The 18,323-nt window shown below is 64.9% G+C and carries 12 protein-coding genes, 1 tRNA gene and 1 pseudogene; 4 read left to right on the top strand and 10 right to left on the bottom strand.

Annotation, left to right across the window (positions count from 1 at the left end):
• Positions 1-323: 323 nt before the first annotated feature.
• The 7 genes and pseudogenes from ACFWO8_RS07390 to ACFWO8_RS07360 form a co-directional block, all read right to left on the bottom strand.
• The gene (locus tag ACFWO8_RS07390; protein WP_378945141.1) at positions 324-1,040 is read right to left on the bottom strand and encodes a hypothetical protein; all 717 of its coding nucleotides are present in this window, start codon (positions 1,038-1,040) and stop codon (positions 324-326) included.
• Positions 992-1,435, bottom strand: a complete 444-nt coding sequence (locus ACFWO8_RS07385) for a DUF5990 family protein (RefSeq protein WP_378945138.1) — start codon at positions 1,433-1,435, stop codon at positions 992-994. The genes ACFWO8_RS07390 and ACFWO8_RS07385 overlap by 49 nt, the downstream gene beginning before the upstream one ends.
• A 124-nt stretch (positions 1,436-1,559) precedes the next feature.
• Positions 1,560-1,976: pseudogene (locus ACFWO8_RS07380) on the bottom strand (helix-turn-helix domain-containing protein); the annotation flags it as partial.
• Positions 1,977-2,432: 456 nt separating this feature from the next.
• On the bottom strand, positions 2,433-2,648 hold the full coding sequence (locus ACFWO8_RS07375) for a helix-turn-helix domain-containing protein (protein ID WP_378945128.1): 216 nt from the start codon (positions 2,646-2,648) through the stop codon (positions 2,433-2,435).
• A gap of 200 nt (positions 2,649-2,848) precedes the next feature.
• The gene (locus tag ACFWO8_RS07370; protein WP_378945125.1) at positions 2,849-3,823 is read right to left on the bottom strand and encodes a helix-turn-helix domain-containing protein; all 975 of its coding nucleotides are present in this window, start codon (positions 3,821-3,823) and stop codon (positions 2,849-2,851) included.
• 162 nt (positions 3,824-3,985) lie between these two features.
• Positions 3,986-4,618, bottom strand: a complete 633-nt coding sequence (locus ACFWO8_RS07365; RefSeq protein ID WP_378945122.1) for a GNAT family N-acetyltransferase — start codon at positions 4,616-4,618, stop codon at positions 3,986-3,988.
• Positions 4,615-5,793 (bottom strand): ThiF family adenylyltransferase, encoded by a 1,179-nt coding sequence (locus ACFWO8_RS07360; protein ID WP_378945110.1) that lies wholly within the window; start codon positions 5,791-5,793, stop codon positions 4,615-4,617. Before ACFWO8_RS07360 ends, ACFWO8_RS07365 begins: the two co-directional genes overlap by 4 nt.
• Positions 5,794-6,349: 556 nt before the next feature.
• On the opposite strand from ACFWO8_RS07360, the gene ACFWO8_RS07355 reads away from it, so the two are divergent.
• Positions 6,350-6,793, top strand: coding sequence for a TetR/AcrR family transcriptional regulator (locus ACFWO8_RS07355; RefSeq protein ID WP_378945101.1), 444 nt, complete (start codon positions 6,350-6,352; stop codon positions 6,791-6,793).
• A gap of 210 nt (positions 6,794-7,003) precedes the next feature.
• On the opposite strand, the gene ACFWO8_RS07350 is transcribed toward ACFWO8_RS07355, so the two are convergent.
• Entirely contained in the window at positions 7,004-11,266 is a 4,263-nt protein-coding gene (locus ACFWO8_RS07350; RefSeq protein ID WP_378945096.1) for a PQQ-binding-like beta-propeller repeat protein, read from the bottom strand.
• Positions 11,263-12,738, bottom strand: a complete 1,476-nt coding sequence (locus ACFWO8_RS07345; protein ID WP_378945093.1) for a hypothetical protein — start codon at positions 12,736-12,738, stop codon at positions 11,263-11,265. The genes ACFWO8_RS07350 and ACFWO8_RS07345 overlap by 4 nt, the downstream gene beginning before the upstream one ends.
• A 44-nt stretch (positions 12,739-12,782) precedes the next feature.
• Here ACFWO8_RS07345 and ACFWO8_RS07340 point away from each other — a divergent pair, with 44 nt between their 5' ends.
• The 3 genes from ACFWO8_RS07340 to ACFWO8_RS07330 all read left to right on the top strand — a co-directional run bounded on the left by ACFWO8_RS07340 (position 12,783) and on the right by ACFWO8_RS07330 (position 17,802).
• Positions 12,783-14,795, top strand: coding sequence for an AAA family ATPase (locus ACFWO8_RS07340; RefSeq protein WP_378945090.1), 2,013 nt, complete (start codon positions 12,783-12,785; stop codon positions 14,793-14,795).
• Positions 14,792-17,119, top strand: a complete 2,328-nt coding sequence (locus ACFWO8_RS07335; protein ID WP_378945087.1) for a hypothetical protein — start codon at positions 14,792-14,794, stop codon at positions 17,117-17,119. Before ACFWO8_RS07340 ends, ACFWO8_RS07335 begins: the two co-directional genes overlap by 4 nt.
• A gap of 485 nt (positions 17,120-17,604) precedes the next feature.
• Complete coding sequence (locus ACFWO8_RS07330; protein ID WP_378945084.1) at positions 17,605-17,802, top strand: excisionase family DNA-binding protein; 198 nt, start codon at positions 17,605-17,607, stop codon at positions 17,800-17,802.
• Positions 17,803-17,964: 162 nt separating this feature from the next.
• On the opposite strand, the gene ACFWO8_RS07325 is transcribed toward ACFWO8_RS07330, so the two are convergent.
• Positions 17,965-18,036: transfer RNA gene (locus tag ACFWO8_RS07325), tRNA-Val, on the bottom strand.
• Positions 18,037-18,323 lie beyond the last annotated feature (287 nt).

Here is an 18,323-nt window from a genome sequence, read left to right as displayed (position 1 = left end):
GATCAAGTTGTTCGGTAGTCAACACACGTCCTCTGGGTTCATCGATATTTGCGCCATATCCATGGTAGTGAGGGCCGCAATTTCACTGTGGACCGCTCCCCATTGGTGAGATCGGCGTCGCACTGAACCCCGCTCACCGACGGACACCCGCCGACTCTGCGCGCAGGGCGTACGGGTTGCTGCGTCGCGAGTACGCGCTGGTCGGAGCCATTTCAGCGACCTTGATCCGTGAGCACGGCCATCGTCGGACCGCAGGTTTCCCGGCTGGTCGAGCGCGCTGACGATGATCCGCGGGTTGTTCGGCCGCCGAACGTGGCCTCGACTCAGAACTTGCCCATGTGGTGTTCGGTCCGGTGGCCCAGCTGGGCGGTGAACTCGGTAACGAACTCGTCGGTCAGGGGTGGCCAGCCCCAGAAGTCGAAGGCGAGGGCGCCGAGGGCGAAATCGTCGGCCCACTGCCAGCTGGTGATCGGGCCTGTCGTGGTGCAGGTGGCACAGGTGGCCGCGCCTTCGCCGGTTTCTTTCCAGGAGTCGATAGCGTTCGAAAATGGTTGCCACACTGCGGGATCAGCTTCCCAGACCTGCGGGTAGTCGATGATCACAGTGCGCGCGTGGCACTGTGGACATATCGCGGCGGCCGGTTCGATCTCACCCTGACCGCTGTAGTGGGCGTTTCTGCCGACGATCACGGCGACCGGCGCGGGGGTCCAATCGCCGCCCCAATTCTGGGCGATCTCAGCCCACTCGGGGCCCGCCACATACCCTTCGTCGACCTGGAGGCTGTACATCGCCGCGCCCGAAGTTTCCCGGAGCAGCCACCCCCGCCCCACCATCCAGTCGACCATCCGCTCCGCCAACGCACCCGCGTCGGCCGCGGACACCTCGAGATCGACGATCCGTTCGAAGAAGTCACCCACGCCCACATCCTGCCACTGAAGACCGCCCTCGTACCCGACCTGCGTGCGCCCGCCGGTCGAGGTCGGCGCCGCGGTCAGGTCGCGGCGGTCCAGCGGATCAGGGCCGGTTTCACCCTGGCGCACAACGGGTTTCCGGTCGCATCGGTGAGACCGAGCCGAGCCTCGAGTACGCCCGATTCCGTCGCGGCGGCCAGAACCTCGGCGGGCACGTCGGCGAGCATCAGTTTGGCCCGCCGGAACATGGTGACGGTTCCCGTGTCATCGACGGTGCCCCAGCTGAGATAGAGGAACCGCTCCCCCGGTCTGCCCTGAATGTAGGGCCCGCGGATATCGGCGCCGTCGACGGCGCATTCCACAGTCCATGTGACAGCGTCCGCGTCGCCACGCTGCGGATCGAGCAGCTCCTGTGGACGATTCTTCCGCTGCACGCCTACATGGATGTTCGAGTACGGCGTCTCGATCCCCGCCGGACGGCAGGACAACCCGGGCAGTTGCGTCCCCACGATTCGGATGAGCATCTGACCATTCTCGTGCACCGACCCGGCACGCGCCTCGCTCTCGACACCGCTCAGGCGGGGCCGTTCCTGCCGGTACTCCGTCCAGGACGACGACGCGAGTGCCCGCGGCGAGCAGGCTGCTGGCGGTGAGGCCACACATGGCGTGGAAGGCGTCGCTGAAGTGGGAAGGGCTGGCGAACCCGGCGTCCGAGGACGCTGTCGTCAAATCGGTGCCCTTCGCAACGGCACGGCCGACGCTGAGCATGCGAGCCCACATCCGGTATCGGCGGAAGCTGGTGCCTGCGCCGGCGTTGAACAGGTGCAGGAAACGTGACGTGGACAGGTGAGCTTCGGCAGCTAGTTCGGCGGCCGAGTTCGAGCGGGCCGGGTGGGCCTGCAGGGTCGCCGCCGCGGCCACGATCCTGGCGTCGATGTTCGCCACGCCGGGGCCGCAGGCCAGGTCTACTGCCGCGACGGGATCGAACCACGGCCGAGCGGCGAGATCGATCAGGTCGTCTTCCTTGCTGTGCGCCAGACCGATTCCCTGGTCGTGCGCGGTCATGCGTTTCCAGCAGCTGGTTGCCTGCGGCGAGCTCGGATCGATATAGCAGAACAGCATCCGCTCGCCGTTGCAGACGACCCGATGGATCATCCGGGGCGGAATCAGCGCAGAACGCGCGGTCTCCTCCCGGCCGCCCACGTGCACGGTGAACGGCGCGTCCAGCCCGACCGCCAGGCAATGCACGGTGCCGCAGTGCGCGTCGAGCTGCAGGGAAGGGCCTCGGTACACAGCGTGCCCCGGCCACAGCCACACCGTCGCCTGCCCGTGACCGCGCGTTTCTGAAAGTGCCGGACCGCCCATGATCGCCATCATGCACGACACGACCAGCTCGACCTCCACGATGCGACCTTGATCGGCAATGACGGCGACGGCGTCCGAATCCTCGTGAGCGACCTGAGCTCCCAGGTCATTTCGTAGCTGTGGAAGCCAGCCGAAGCTCGGCGAACGGCATTCAGATCAGCACGCCACTGCATCTCCGACCGAGTTGTCGAGACGCACCCCTAGGACTCGCGACAACTCGCCGACACTGTCGGCGCTGGGTGTCACCACATCGCGTTCCCAACGGCTGATCTGGTTTCCGTCCGCGATTCCGATCCAGTCGGCCAACTCCGCCTGGGTGAATCCGGAGGCCATCCTCGCCGCCCGAATCGCTTTGCCGATCTTTGTGGACATGGTCTCCCCTCTCTCTCGATGCCCTCGGCACGGACTGCATCGGCGCGGGTGCCCATAGCGAACACTCGTACTCCTGATGCGGTCTCGCGCAGCCACATTCGAAAGATATCGGTGTATCGGCCTTCGAAGGAGGCTGTCACTGCACGGCAACTGACTGTGCACGCACAAACGTGCTTGCAACCGGGCGCGACAACCCCCGGCTACTTCGGTGGGTTGTCCGTATCAGTGGCGCTGCGGCGCCAGTCACGTGGCGTGATGCCGAATGCTTCGCGGAATCGCCGGGCGAAGTGAGCGGCGTCGCGGAAACCCACGGCACCGGCCACAGACGCGATGGACCGGTGCGCGTAGCCTCTGTCGATCAGCATGTCGCGGGCCCTGACCAGGCGTTGTTCGATGATCCACTGCTCGAGGCTGATACCCGACTGCGCGCATACCTTGAACAGGTGCCGGACGGAGATGTTGTTGGCGGCGGCGATACCGGGGATCTTCAGGGTCGAGTCGGACAGGTGTGTCCGCACATACCCGAGGATCTGCTCGATCAGCAGTTGCTCCGGCATGGCTGCGCCGTCACCCGGACCGCGGCCCGCCGCCGAGATCAGTAGCGCCCGAACCATTTCCAGGCACGACTCGCCCACGGAAGCGGCGGCCGGATCTGCTTCGAGCTGGTCGGCGATCGCGACGAGATGCTGGATCTGCGCCGTGACCATCGGGTACAGCGGCGATGCCGCCAGCCGCCCGTGAGCCGCGACGACCGTTTCCGCGGAAATGCCGAGGCGCTCCCTGGACAGCTGCAGGCACAGCGTTCCCCCGAGACCGTGCCAGCCGGAGGCGAACGTGGTGGCCAGGTCGATCACTTCGCAGGCGCCGGGCTCGATCAGCGTTTGCGCACCGAATTGTTCGTGCCTGCGGACTTGTCCGTTCTGAACGGTGACCGTCAGGGTGTCGCTGGGCGTTGTTCGCTCATGCCGACGTGTCCGCCAGACCTGGTGACCGGATACCTCCGAGCGGGTGAGCGCGATCGGACCCAGCATCCAAGCCTGGTGCCGGCTGACCACTTCGGCCGGCGAATCCCACATCTGCAGGTTCGCCCCGATGTCGGCTTCCTGCAGGATCGCGGTGACTGCCTCCCGCCGGTCCGCCGGTGTGAAGTAGTCGGAGTCGATCAGCACTGCCATCGGTGATCTCCACTTCGGATCTCGCCGGCGGTGGAGTTCCTCCCGTCGCCGGCCGCTGCGCGTTTCGGGTGGTGGCAATTCGGGCAAAAATGATTGCACGGGCCAGTATTCGGCGATGCTATCGCGCCGCGGCGCGCCCGGAGCCCGATTCGGCAGGGTTGCTCACCGACCTGTGGTGGCGTGTTCCCTTGCCGCGGTAGGCCGTAACGCCAGGATTCGACGCTCGGCCGGTGTCGCCGACGCAGCCCATTCCGGCCGCAAAGCCGCGTAGGTGCACACATCGCGCCACCGGCCCTGGGTTCGGTACAGCTGCCGAAGCCGCGCCTCCGGCGTCAAGCCCACTCCCGACATCACCGTGTCCATCACCGGATGATCGTGCCGGTGCCCCGCCCATACCCGGTGAATCCCGAGCGGCCCGAAGGCGAATGCCGCCATGAGCCGCCCCGCCTCGATTCCACCCGCACGCAGCGCCCCTTCCGGAACCATGACCAGACCGCCGATCATCGCGCTGCTGCCGAAATCCTCTACCAATAGGCCGATGGTGCCGACCATGGCGTCCTCACCCGGTGCCGTGATCGCCAGCGTGTACTTGCGCCGCGGACTCTCGCCGCGGGACCGGCGGGCGGCGTCGAACGACGCCGCGGCCGCCCGGACGCCCATGCTGTCGGTGCCCATATATCGGGTCAGGTGGGGATCGGTGAAGATCCGCTGATATACGCCCAGATCACCGGCACGGAGATCACGCACCCGCAGCCGTGTGCCGACCAGTTCCACGTCGCACAGGTCGATCGTCAACGGACTTCTTCCATCGCCCGCACGAATGCCGGAGCAATCCGTTGGCCTATCGCGGGTATGAGCTCGTCGAGGTCGACATAGGTTCGCCCCGACGGGATCAGCTCGCCGAGCAGGATCCGGCGAGCCGTGTCCGCCACCAAGGCGCCGCCGAGCATCACCCCGGAGGCGAGTTGAGGCCAGCTGGACAGGCTCCGGCCGATCTCGCCGACGGCGTCCCGCATCGCCGGACTCAGCCGCGGCTCATCGACCACTGCCAGCAGAAACGACAGCAGTTCGCCCCGGTTCATCCTCGCGACATCGGACGAGGTCGACCCGCCGCCGCGGCCGTGGAACAGCGGGCGATGGGGTTCGCGATCGAAACGCTCCACATCCAGCAGGCCGCGATCGTTGGCGTCCATCAGTACCGGGATCCCTCGGTGCCGCGCGCACTCACGGGCAGCGACTTTCGCCCATACCGTGTCGCATTCCTCCACCACCAGATCCAGCGGCCGGGTGCCGCCCACGCCATCGAAGAACGACCCGATCGACTCCTCGGTCAACCCGTCCGTGAACACCTCGATGTCGAGGTAGGGGTCGATCTCGAACATCTGACGTGCCGCGAGCACAGCCTTGGAAACTCCGAGATCACCCACCCCTGCCCGCAACCGGTTCAGATTCGACAGCCCGACGGTGTCGAAGTCGGCCAATCGGAACGATCCGCCGACCCCTTCCATCGCCAGCGTCACAGCCGCACTGTTGCCCACCGACAGCCCGATCACACCGATCCGCCGATCGCGCAGGTCGCGCTGTTGCGCCCGGTCGATCTTGTTGCGATTCCGATCTGTCCGCACCCGCTGGAAACCCTCGCGCGGCAGCACATGCACCAACCGGCCGTTCCACGGATAGAACACCCACGTTCCCCACCGCCACAACGGAGTCCCGCCACAGATCCGACGACGGGAGGCTGCCAGCGAGCCCGTCGAATGCGCGAGGGCGGGGTCCTCGCACCGGATCAGTTCGTCGAGCTGGTCTTCGATCGTGTCGTGCACCGCACTCACAGAACTCGACGCTGCCAGCGCTTCCAGTTCACGCAGTCCTTCCGGGCTCGACGCGTCGAGCAGCACTGGACGGAAATGCGATGTTGCAGCGCCAGGCGTAAGTACCGTCGGACGCGGAACCGAGCGATGCAGAACCATGTGTGCACAAACCTCCGACACTCATGAGGCGAACGGACACCCGCTCGTCGCTGTCGACCAGGACGCGCAAAGAATACATACAGCACACCATCAGCAAACCAACCTTCGGTCCACCGGCATGGCGCGGCAATACCTAGGCCAAACTGGGACTATGACCAATAGATCCGGCACGAAAGGTGACCCGCTCCATTACTCTTCGTCGGTCTCGCAATAATCCCGCAAGCATTGATTCCAAGCCCTCGGGCGAGGATTGTTCACTGCCGCCCGCCCCACCAGAGCGGACATGATTCGATTACCGAACGCTCTCCCCGATCCAGCATCGCTCCACAGCCAGACGCTGAACGGCTGCGCGCTCATTAGGCAATCTTCAGTGGCCGTCGCACACGCCTGCGATCAGGTACCGCGCGGATTCCGGATCGGCTAGCGAATTCCGGATACCGCCGGTTCGTAGGCAGCGATTCTGCACGCATGTTGCACGCCGAACGGCGCCAACCAGCCCCATGGAGGAACCAGCTCTCGGGCGATCCAGGAACTCGCCTGTGCAGGCCAAGGCAGCATGTACCACCATTTCCGCGGCAAGGCAGATCTGGCCATCGCCGCGGAACATCGGATGGCCGACGAGCTCAAGGACCAGATCCAGCAGCGCCTGCAGAGCGGTTCGACGGTGCGGGACCGGATCGCCGCGTTCCTGACCGTCGACGAGAACGTTCTGAGAGGTTGCCGCCTCGGCCGACTGGTACAGGATTCAGCAGTCGTCGCAGATCCTGCACTGCTGGAGCCGATCTCGACCATGTTCACATGGATTCAGGATCAGATCCGCGAGGTCCTGGCAGACGGTAAAGCCCATGGCGAACTCGCGACCGACTTGGACATCGACGCCCTGGCCACAACTATCTTGGCGCTCAGGCAAGGCGCCTACGTCCTTGCGCGTGGCGCTCAGTCCGAGGATCCCTTTCGTCGGGCTACTATCGGGAGCTTGCAGTTGATTCCCGGCCGATGACGTGTGCTCGCCGCCTCGCAGCGAAACGGTCGGCTCGGATGACCCCGTCCGCGCCATGATGCCGTACAGCAGAATTTGCAATACATCCCTAAGGTCTCGGCCGAGACCTCCGGGTTGTGTCGCCTGTCCCCGCCATACGCACCTTTCGGCTGGTTCGCGGTGCATACATTCGGCCTCCGCACGGGCAGGCTGATGACCTGCGTTCGCCCGTCAGAGCCGGTCTAAGCAGATAACCGTTACGCCGCCGCCCGCCACGACTGCTAGCGAGCCTCTTTTGAGCGCGCAAAGATCTGTCACCTTCATGCCGACGTCAATGGTCGAGACAGTCTGGCTCAGGCCACTCGTGCATAGATTCCATAGCCGCACCATGCCGTCAGTGCTACCGGCAGCTAGGATGGTTCGTCCGTCTGGTATTTGCACCGCCGCAACCGCGGTCACCTCTCCGATGCGACCGGCAAGTGACTCGCCGACCGGCTGACCGGTAGTCGGATCCCACACCCGCACCGTGCAATCGTCGCTGCCTGTGGCAAGCAGAGTCCGTCCATCTGGTAACGGCACCGCCGCAACCGCATTCACCCTCCTCGCGTGGCCGGTGAGTGGCTCGCCGGAGGCGCGACCAGTGGCCGGATCCCACACCCGCACCGTGCAATCGTCGCTGCCTGTGGCAAGCAGAGTCCGTCCATCCGGCAACGGCACCGCCGCAACCGCATTCACCCTCCTCGTGTGGCCGACAAGTGGTTCCCCAGCCAGGTCACCAGTGGCAGGATCCCACAGCATCAGCGGGCCCTGACCTTCGACGGTCGCCAGCAGGGTCCGCCCATCCGACAACTGCGCCGCCGCAACCGCGGTCACAAGGTGGAGGTGGAAATTGAAGGGCTCGCCGAGCCGGTAACCGGTGGTCAGGTCCCACAACTCCACCGTAGGAGGAAAAAGCTCGCCAGCAGCCACCCCAGCAGCCAGCAGAGCCCGCCCATCCGCCGACGGCACCACCTCGACAGTGTCCGCCCTGATGGTGTGGCCGATAATTGGCCCGTCCGCCAGGTGACCGGTGGCAGCGTCCCACAACTGCACCTTGGTGGAGCCGTCTCCCCTCGCGGCAATCAGGGACCGTCCATCCGGTAGCGCGACCGCGGCGACCGCGGTCACCCACACCGCGGGGACCCCGGTCGCCCAAGAGATGGTCGAGCGCTCGCCAGCCAGGTATCCGGTGGCCGGATCCCACAGCCGCACCGCCCAATCATCGCTGCCGCTCGCCAGCAGAGTCCGGCCATCCGGCAACCGCACTGCCGCAACCGCGGTCACCCGGCCCGTATGGCCCACAAGGGGCTCGCCGACCGAGTGACCGGTGGCCGGGTCCCACAACCGCAGTGGGCCGTCGCCGCCGGTCGCCAGCAAAGTCCGCCCATCCGGCAACGGCACTGCTGCGACGGCGAACACCGCAGGGTTGTAGCCGGTGAGGGGTTCCCCGGTCTGCTGACCGGTAGTAGAGTCCCATAATCGCACCGTGCCATCAATACTGCTCGATGCCAGCAGGGTTCGCCCGTCCGGCAACGGCACCGCCGCAACCGCGAACACCCCCAGGGCGAACCTCCCCCCGGCGTGGCCAGTGAGCGGTTCCCCGCACTCCTCACCGGTAGTCGGGTCCCACATCCGCACCGTGCCATCAACGCTGCCGGCCGCCACCAGAATCCGGCCATCCGGCAACGGCACCGCCGCAACCGCGAACACGGCGTCAGAGTGTCCGGTGAGAGGTTGGCCGAATTGCTGACCAGCGGTCGGGTCCCACAACCGCACCGTGCCATCGCGGCTCCCAGCCGCCACTAGGATCCTGCCATCCGGCAAGGGCACCGCCGTAACTGATTTCACCCAGTCGGTGTGGAATGCACCGACCGGATCGCCGGTATTCGGATCCCACAATCGCACCGTCCCATCGCCGCTCCCGGTTGCGAGGAGCACCCGCCCATCCGGCAACGGCACCGCCGCGACCGACCTGACCCAGTCTGTTTGGCAACTGAAGGGTTCCCCTGCCGGGAGGCCAGTAGCCGGTTCCCACAACTGCACCTTCCCGTCGAGTAGGCCGACGGCCAGCAGGATACGTCCATCAGACACTGGCACCACCGCGAGCGACGTCACTGGACCGGGATTAAGAAGCACACGGTGCGGCGCGACACCTATTAGTGCAGCCCATTGCAAGCGAAGCCGGTAGCCCTCCTTCAACCCGACGGGTCCGCGTACTGTGCCGCCAACAATCCGCGCGAATGCAATCTGGAACACAACACCACGGTCCACTAGATCTACGCACTGAAGGCGTTGCCAGGAACTCAGCAATACGCTGAGCGCAGGCGGCAGTATCAATCGGCCGAACGCATACTGGTGCACATCCCGGGCGACCGATTCCGGGTTGAGCGCAAGGAGAAGGTCTCGGTTTTCGTCGAGCGACCGCCAGCCGATCTCACCGGCTGTGCCAGCGTGCGCGGACAGCAGAAGGCTCAGGTAAGGGTTCAGCGTCTTGGAGCCGTCGAGCACTGCGCCGAGGTCGGTAGTCGCGGCCTTTATTAGAGACCGCGTGATCGCGAGGTGCGCTTGGCGGTCTGCGACACTCGGTTCGGCTTCATTGGTGAAGTACTCGGCGAACGTGCGGTGCGCCAGCCGGAAGACGGTCTGGCCGTATTCGCGATCGACAAGGACATAGGGCGCAGCGTCGCGTACCAGTCGCTGGACATCCTCGCCGCTGATGTCCTGACCAGGTGCGAGCGCCCGTGCGAGGACGACCCACAGGCCGCCTTGGTCGGGGACACCGCGGCCGCGGGCGAACGCCAGGGCGCGCAGCAGTGGACGGTGGCTCGGGTGCCGGGCCTCCAGTCGGTCGACCGCGACCTCGAACAGATGTTGGTGGTCCTGCCCGAGCAGACGCTCCCAGGTCGACGGAAACTGCCAGCGCCGGTCTGCCAATACTTCATGCACCGCCAACCGAGCGAACAAGAATTGACGTCGTTGCTCTCGTACCGCGCGCGCGAATGCGGTGACATCGAATGACTCGTCGAGCAGTTTGCGTGCTCGATACAGTCGCCGCTCGACGTAGCGTTCGACGGCTGTGTCGTCCCGGTCGATGTGCACGCGGGCGGCAGTGGGGCCGAGCGCGTCGACCAGGTTCGTATCCGGAGCGGGGTGATCGGGGCCTTCGTTTGTGCTCAGCCTCGTTCCGATCAGCAAGCGGACGGTCGACACACCGGCCAGGGTGCGAAGCACCACGCCTGACACAGCTAACGGGTCGACTGCCTCGTCGAGTGCGTCGACAAGAATGGTCGTCATCGGTCGGTCGGTTAGCTGTTTGCAGAGCCACTGGGTCGACTCCGATACTGATCCGGACGGTGATTCGCCTGCGTCGATCCCCTTGGCGATCCGGGAGACGATCTCCTCCGGTGAGGTGCCGGTGAGGTGGAGGACGAGGTCGAATACCCCGCCAGTCGGGCGTTCGGCCTCCGGAACTTCATCGAGCACGCCAGCTTTCAGGAGCGCGGTGCGCAGCGTCGGGTTACTGTGGACCACCAAGTGCCCGAGCAGTGCCGACTTTCCTGATCCTGCAGGGCCGGTAACAACGAGCATTCCCGATGTCGCTGTAGCGAGCCAGTCGACGATCTGACGCGTCTCGGTCTGGCGTCCTTCGAAGTACCACGATTGCTCGCCGAGCGCTGTTTCCTTGAACGGCAGTTCACCGCCATGTGCTTTCGGCAGGAAGTGGCGTAGTTCGTCGTCACTCAGCCCCGACAAGGCGGCTTCGAGTTCGTCGGTATCCGCGACGGGGCTGTTGACGAGAACGGCGTGGCGGCGGCGAAGAACGATGTCGAAGAATCGATCGCTTTCGACTGTCGCGGACAGCCGCCCGAACTCGACCGGCAGTTTGCTGAGGTCGATTTCGAATTCGCCCCGGAAAGTGACGTTGATCAGGTAGTCCAGGTCTTGGCTGAACCGGCCGAGCTCGGTGGCGCCGTCGCCGGACATTCCACCCACCAGCAGATATCGCCCGGCGACCGTACTGTTCAGCAGTTCGATCTTCAGCAGTTTGATGAAACGCGTGGATCCGCACGCGTCGACCACGACGATCGCCCACCTGTCTTTGTCCGACAGCCGACTCGCAATCGCCTTCGCCAGAACCTCCGGCGTCGTACCCTGAGTGCGGCTGCTCCGCTTGCTCTTTGCGTGGTAGAGGACAGCGGTTTCGTAGTTATTCGTGTAGCCGTGGCCGACCCAGTAGAAGATCGTGGCGGGATGTTCGGCGTTGCTCCACACATCGATTCGCTCCTCGACACTATCCGCGCCACGCTCCTCCTTGGCGACGTTCCAGTCTTGTACTCGAACGTTGAAGGGCTCAAGTACTGCGGTCACCGCAGCAACTTCGGTATCGACATCGAGGTGGCCGTGTTCGCGATACCAGCCGATCGCCATCGGGAAGAACTCGGGGCCATCCGTCATCGGTCGGTATCCACCGCCATGATGATCTGTTCCACTGCGGAATTCCCACTACCAGCGACCTCCACCCGGTACAAGCCTGGCTCGTAGACGGTGCTGGATACAAGAAGTCGGCCGTCGCGACAGTGTGCTTCGGCTCGCCGGGGCAAGCGCGTACCGATTTCGGTGACCGTGCACCGGATATCGTTCGGCTTGGCCGCCCCCTCGACTCCAATGTCGAATTCCGAACCGACGGTGACGACGTCGGGTGTGTCGATGCCGAGATCGCCGGCACCCATCTGCGGGCCGAGGTCCGCATCGAGGTTCAGCAGAACGTCTCTCACGAAGGTGATTGCCGACTGGGCCTTCGCGAGCGGGCCATGCTGCTGTGGCAGCACATGCATTTTGTTCCGGTCTTCCTTCGTCAGGATCAGTTTCCCTGGCGTCAGTGCAGAGTTCCGCGGCACAGTCCCGTCACCGAATATCATCTCGCGAAGCGGGGCACCGGCGGCGTCTCTCTGCACCCCCGCCCAACCGAAGGCGAATGCGTGGCGCTGTCCTTCGACTCGCCCCGAATTGATCTTGAGGCTACACAGGGTCGGCTGTTCGACACCGACCACCGGACGATGATCCGGCATAAGAACCGTGGCGCGCTCGGCGCGGTGGGCCAGCGCGGCTTCGGCGAGGTCACCGCGACCACCGATGGCCGTGATGTCGCTGGGGGTCAGTAGCCGCACGTCGGTGCCGGTGTCCACGCAGCGGAAGCTCGGCAGTAGGTCGTAGAGGCCCGGCATGGTGACCGCGATCCGCTGCAGCTGCCGGGCGGGCAGCGGCGCTCCCTCCCCCGTACCGAGCATGACTATGGCCTTCGGGGCGCCCTTGAAAGGGGTGCCGAGGGTGATGATTTCACCGACATTGTCGGTGGCTCCGGGGTTCGCGGACAGTTCGTGGCACAACAGTCCACCCATTGAGTGAGCGACGAGATGCACTCGCGCCTCGGGACGTTTGGACTCACGCCGCCACCACTGCAGGTGTGCGTCGATGACCTCGGCCAGTAGGAGTGCGTTGTGACGCACAGGCAGTCGCCAGTCGTAGCCGAACTCGTAGACTGCGGCCGGGTGCCGGACGATGCGTTCGAGTCCGCGCACCAGCTCGGTGTAAGGCTCGATTCCGCGCAGGAATGGCGCGAAAGTTGGTGCCCGCAGAAGGCGTCCGGGCCGCACCGTTGTGCGCTCAGGGTCGACAGCCAGCGGGGTCAACCGATTGGTAGGCGCGGTCCACATCCGTGCGATCAAACCCGGATCCAGTCCCCACAGTCTCTTCTCGGTATCGATATCGATCAGCTCGGTGCCCATGATCCCCGGCACGACGATCACAGCATCATCGATGACTCGATCCGAACCATGCACCGGGTCAAGGAATGTCAACGTCTCGCTCCATGGCGACTTCGGCAGGTCGTCGGATTTCGCTGCGGGAAAGGTCCATTCGTGCGACACAGTCGATATCATCGCCCACAAGCCGACTGGATGGGGGAATTCGCGTGACCGACAAGCCTTTCGGCGCGCGTTCCCTGTTCGTCATCGCAGCCCGCGACTACCCCGACGACGATTGGGGGCAGTTCGCGGAAGGCATCGACGAGCAGATCCGAGTGGTTCAGGACTGGTGGTGCCACGACCAGCTGAAGGAGCGAGCCTTCACCGCTCGCTGCTCCACCGCCGTCACCACCCGGCGTGATGTCGAGAACCAGGTGCACGAACTGGGACTTCGCTTCCTCACTGCCGAGGATGTCGCGGTCCTGTACGTCACCGGGCACGGACGTAAAGCCGAGAGCGGCCGCCACTATCTGATGCTGCCGGACACGCCCGGCCAGGAATACACCCACGCCTATCCGACCGCCGATGTTGTCACCGCGATCCTCGGCTCGCAGGCCCAACATCTGCTGGTCATCGTGAATACGTGCCACTCTGGTGCATTGCGCTCCGAGCTCGCGAAGCACTGGGAGGATTTATCGTCGTCCCGGCGCGAACTCAGCTCACTCCATGTGTTCACGATCGGCGACTTCGACCAGCGGCCCCGCATCCTCGACTTCACCCGAGCGCTCGAAACCGTCCGCACGACCCTGTTGCAGGGCGGTTACGCGAAGTCGCACCTGAGCATCGGCGATTTCCTGCGGGAGCTCGACTACGCCGTAAAATTGGCTGATCCCGACAAGGAGTCCCCGGTCGGTGTCAAGCTCGTGTTCGGTGAGTCTTGGACCAGCGACCCGCACCTGTGCCTGCCCAACCCCGGTTACACGCCCGCCGACCCCACTGTGTACGACGCTCGACGCCAGGTCGCCGACTCCCGTGCCGAAGTGGAGTACTGGCTCGATCGTGCTAGTGGCCGCGCGACCGCCGACGATCCCGGCTGGTACTTCGCTGGTCGACGGACCCTGACGCGGCAAGTTGCGAGCTTCCTTCGCTCTGGGGCAGGCATGCTCATCGTCACCGGCGCGGCAGGAACCGGAAAGTCAGCGATCATCGCGCGAGCAGTGACACTGTCGGACCCAAAATTCCGCAGCGACCCGCGTTACGCCCTGGCAGTGGAGACGGCCCCCGCAGAATCACTGCCACCTATCAACTCGGTCGATGCCGCTGTCCTGGCCCGCCAGAAACGTGCGCCTGCGATCCTCGAACAGATCCTGACCGCCACCGGCATCACGCCGACAGCCACAGACCGGGCAAGCACCCAACAGTTGCGGAATCGCCTGCAACAGCATCTCATCAGCATGGGGAGGACAGTGACGATCGTCCTGGACGGTTTGGACGAGGCCGACCAGCCGATGCTCCTACTCCCGGAGGTCGTGAGCCCCCTCGCGGGCTGGCGCGACCAGCACGGCGCACATATGATTCGGTGGGTGATCGGTGTCCGCAGCGACACCTCAGCAGGTTCACCGGGCCGAGGGCCGCACGGACTGCTGCCCGAGCTGACCAAGATCGCCGCCGACGGTGTCACAACGTTACGTACTGATGGGCCCGAGACAACCAACGACATCGCCGACTACCTGGAAGCACTGCTGACCAACGCACACGCATACCAAGGTGACTCCATCGGACGGAAGCAGCTTGCGAACTTGGTCACGGACCGAATCGGACTGTCCTTTCTCGACGCCCGCCTCGTCGGCGAACGACTGCGCCGACTCGACGCACAACAATCGCTCGACGACCCGATCTGGCTGCAGTCCCTCTCCGACGGAACCATCGGGTTGCTCCGACGCGATATCCGCGACGCCGCCGACGACCACGACACCGACGCACTACTGGCGGTGCTGCGTGCCGCCGCATTCGCTGGCGGAGCCGGGGTTCCAGTCGGCGAAATCTGGTCGGTGATGGCTGCCGCGGTCCTCGACCGACCGCTACCGGACGGCACGATCGACCATGTCCTGAGCGGTCCTCTAATCGGATACCTCACCCGAGATGTGGACGAGCGGATCGTCACGTATCGGCCAGTACACGAACGGCTCCGGGAGGTATTGCGTTCCCAACCTGACGCACTACGAGAGGAACGGCCGTGACATACGCAGTCGAGCCAGGAGACGAGGTCGCTGTTCAGGCCAGGATCAGCAAAGCACTGCGCGCACAGCTACCAACGGTCGCCGAGATCCCGCCGCACCCCTACATTCGCAGGGAACTCGTAACGCACGCGGCGAAAGGCGATGTCCTTGACGACGAGCATGTCCCGGCGTCGTTCCTACCCTGGGAAACCAGCGGCCTGGTACGCAGCCACGTAGGAATACCGACAAAACCAGAGCTCGAAGCCACAAATCTTGCCGCATGGGCGGGGCTGGAACCGTTCGTCACCGAGGTAGAACCTTCGTCGCGCGCACTGAGCCTGGATATCGCGATTTCAGCGAGGGCATGGCCATCTGTCGATCGGGCTTCTAATCGACAAGTTTGGGCTCTGTGGTCGCAGTGCCGAGTCGGCAGCAATATTCTGGCACACGTAGATGGTGCGATTAATACACTCGCGACACTGCCGTTGACTGACGGACGGGCCGTGCTTGCCGCTGGGAGCTCTAACGGCACTCTGCAGCTTTGGGATCCTGCCTCCGGGCACCCCATCGGCGAACCGATCACCGCTCACACCGGCGGCGTCAGCACCATCGCAGCGGTGCCGTTACCGGACGGCCGGACCCTGCTGGCCACCAGCAGCTACGAGGGGATGGTCCGGTTGTGGGACCCGACCGCAGGCCACCAGGTCGGCGAATCCCTCACCGGACACACGAGCTGGGTGACCGCGATCGCGCCAGTGCCGTTACCGGACGGGCGTGCTGTGCTGGCAGCTGGAACCGCCGATGAAGAAGTGTGGATGTGGGACGTAACCACCGGCCACGCGGTGGGTGAACGCCTCGCCGGCCGCACCAACTGGGTGAACGCGATCGCGGCAGTGCCGTTACCGGACGGACGGACGGTACTGGCCACCGGGAACTCCTATGGCACCGTGCGGCTTTGGGACCAGGCCACCGGCCATCCGGTCGGCGAACCAATCACCGCCCACACCGATAGGGTGAACGCGATCGCGGCAGTGCCATTGGCAGACGGTCGAACCTTACTGGCCACCGGCAGTGACGACCGCACGGTTCGACTATGGGACCCGACCACCGGCCACCCGGTCTGTGAACCCCTTACCGGCCACACTCATTGGGTGACCGCGATCGCGGCAGTGCCGTTACCGGATGGACGAACTCTACTGGCCACTGGCAGCACAGATAGAACGGTTCGGTTGTGGGACCCCATCACCGGCCGCCCCGTTCGCGAACCCCTGACTGGACATACCGAAAGGGTGAATTCGATCGCGGCGGTGTCATTGTCGGAGAGCCGGACCCTGCTCGCAACCGGCAGTGAGGATGGCACGGTGCGGTTATGGGACCCGACCACCCGCAACCCAGCCGACCAACCCCCTGCCGGCCACACCGCCCCGGTGAACGCGGTTGCAGTTGTGTCGTTGCCGGACGGCAGGACTCTGCTGGCGACCGGCGGCTTCGATGCCAGGGTACGGTTATGGGACCCGGCCACCGGCCACCGGGTCGGCCGACCGCTCTGCGGCCACTCCAGCGGGGTGTTCGCCGTCGCGCCTGTGCCGTTGCCGGACGGACGAACGTTACTGGCCACCGGCAGTTACGATCGCACGCTTCGGCTATGGGACCCGACCAAGTGTGAGCCGGTCAGCGAACTCCTAACCGGCGACACCCCGTTCGGGTACTCGGTTGCGGCAGTGCCACTGTCGGACGGCCGAACTTTACTGGCCACCGGCAGCACGGACGAAATGGTGCGGTTATGGGACACGACCACCGGCCGCCCGGCTGGCGAGCCTCTCACCGGCCACACAGGCAGGGTGACCGCAGTCGCAGCAGTCCGATTGCCGGACGGCCGAACCCTCCTGGCTACCGGCGGCACAGACCGAACGGTTCGGTTGTGGGATCCGACCACGGGCCGCCCGGTCGGCGAACCCCTCACCGGACACGCGAGCTGGGTAACCACGATCGGGACGGTGATGTTACGGAACGGGGGGACGCTGTTGGCCACCGGCAGTGACGATGGCACGGTTCGACTGTGGGACCCAACAACCGGCCGCCCGGTCGGCGAACCCCTCACCAGCCACGCAGGCGGAGTGAGCGCGGTCGCGGCGGTGCCGTTGTCGAATGGCCGGACCGTGCTGGCCACCGGCGGCTTCGATGGCACGGTTCGGTTGTGGGAGCTGCCGTCCTTTCATGCAATCGATCTTGCGGTTGTCGGGGGTGCCGTCAGCGCACTCGCTGTCATCGAGTCGACGTCCGCGTCGCCAACAGGTTTGGCTGTCGCGGGGGGAGCTGGATTGTTGATGCTGGGCCTCAAATAATTCACACCCACCTCAGCGAACTTCCCTCAGCCACAACACGGCATGGGTGGGGTGCGAGCAGTGCCGGTGCGGGGTGCCGCACCGAGACCGGTCGTGCCAGCAGGGTTACAGGCCCGATGCAGTGGCTTCCGTCGTACAACCTCCGCTGTCGATGCAGTGCTGGCGGGATCGCTCATCATCAGGTTTCCTGGAGATGGACGAGTCACTGATCGGGCAAGCGAACAGGGTGCCCGATGCACATTCAGCAAGTCTCACGATGCACAACTTCGAGCAGGCCATACCGACGCCCTCAAGGGCCACGAGGAACATCGGTGCCTCGACCTCGGCAATCCGGCAGTGCCGCGGCCTCAACTACCCGACCACCGGTCTCCCACCTCCGCGTGCTCGTGTCGCGTCGATCCGCCATTTTGCAGCGACCACAGGCGCCTTCACCAACCACTGCAGACTGCGCGAAACCCACGGTCGCCCGAGTGAGGTAACGGGTCATGTCCAGGCGTAGCCCGAAGCGGACTCTGAACCCGAGCCGCTACGTGTCGATAAAATTCGCTGCCGAACGCGCCGGCGTCAGCACAGACACCATCCGACGGATGATCGCCGACGGTTCGCTTCCCGCATACCGGTTCCGAGGCCAGATACGAGTCGCAATCGAAGACATCGAGGCCGCCATGCGCCCGATCAATTGACCCAAAATCGCGTGACGAGCATCACAGCCACGGCCCGCATCGAGCAGGCTACGAGCTCCCAATTTCGGGGCCTCCGCGTCCCGATTTCGGGACGATATTCAACGTATATTCAACGAAAACGGCAGGCCATCGCCGTTAGGGCTCTGACCTGCCGTTTTACTGTGGTCCCAGCTGGTTTCGAACCAGCGACCTTCCGCGTGTGAGGCGGACGCTCTCCCGCTGAGCTATGGGACCGAACACTGCGCCGGGCGGATTTTGAGCCGCTCGAACGAGATGGAACATTAGCACGGGGGGCCGGGATGACACCAAATCGCCTTGTGAAGCGGGGTTTCGGTGAAGGGGAGCCGAGCTGGTGGGTCAGGGCTCGCGCTCGCGCGCGTGTGTGCGCGGGCGGGCGATCGATGTCCGCGCCGGGCGCTCCAGTCGGCGTCATCGATAGATGCGCATATCTATGTTTCATGATGTGGGCATCAAGGGGGTGTTGGGCTGCGGATCGGTTCAGGTGGGCGGGGACGACATGC

Source organism: Nocardia sp. NPDC058480 (genome assembly GCF_042720495.1).
Lineage (GTDB): Bacteria > Actinomycetota > Actinomycetes > Mycobacteriales > Mycobacteriaceae > Nocardia.
This window is presented reverse-complemented; position numbering and strand designations above follow the sequence as displayed.

What these genes read in the sequence shown, in the direction of transcription:
- ACFWO8_RS07385 (WP_378945138.1), bottom strand. Translation starts at nt 1,435, where the DNA reads ATGCTCATCCGAATCGTGGGGACGCAACTGCCCGGGTTGTCCTGCCGT.
- ACFWO8_RS07375 (WP_378945128.1), bottom strand. Translation starts at nt 2,648, where the DNA reads ATGTCCACAAAGATCGGCAAAGCGATTCGGGCGGCGAGGATGGCCTCC.
- ACFWO8_RS07370 (WP_378945125.1), bottom strand. Translation starts at nt 3,823, where the DNA reads ATGGCAGTGCTGATCGACTCCGACTACTTCACACCGGCGGACCGGCGG.
- ACFWO8_RS07360 (WP_378945110.1), bottom strand. Translation starts at nt 5,793, where the DNA reads ATGGTTCTGCATCGCTCGGTTCCGCGTCCGACGGTACTTACGCCTGGC.
- ACFWO8_RS07355 (WP_378945101.1), top strand. Translation starts at nt 6,350, where the DNA reads ATGTACCACCATTTCCGCGGCAAGGCAGATCTGGCCATCGCCGCGGAA.
- ACFWO8_RS07350 (WP_378945096.1), bottom strand. Translation starts at nt 11,266, where the DNA reads ATGACGGATGGCCCCGAGTTCTTCCCGATGGCGATCGGCTGGTATCGC.
- ACFWO8_RS07330 (WP_378945084.1), top strand. Translation starts at nt 17,605, where the DNA reads ATGTCCAGGCGTAGCCCGAAGCGGACTCTGAACCCGAGCCGCTACGTG.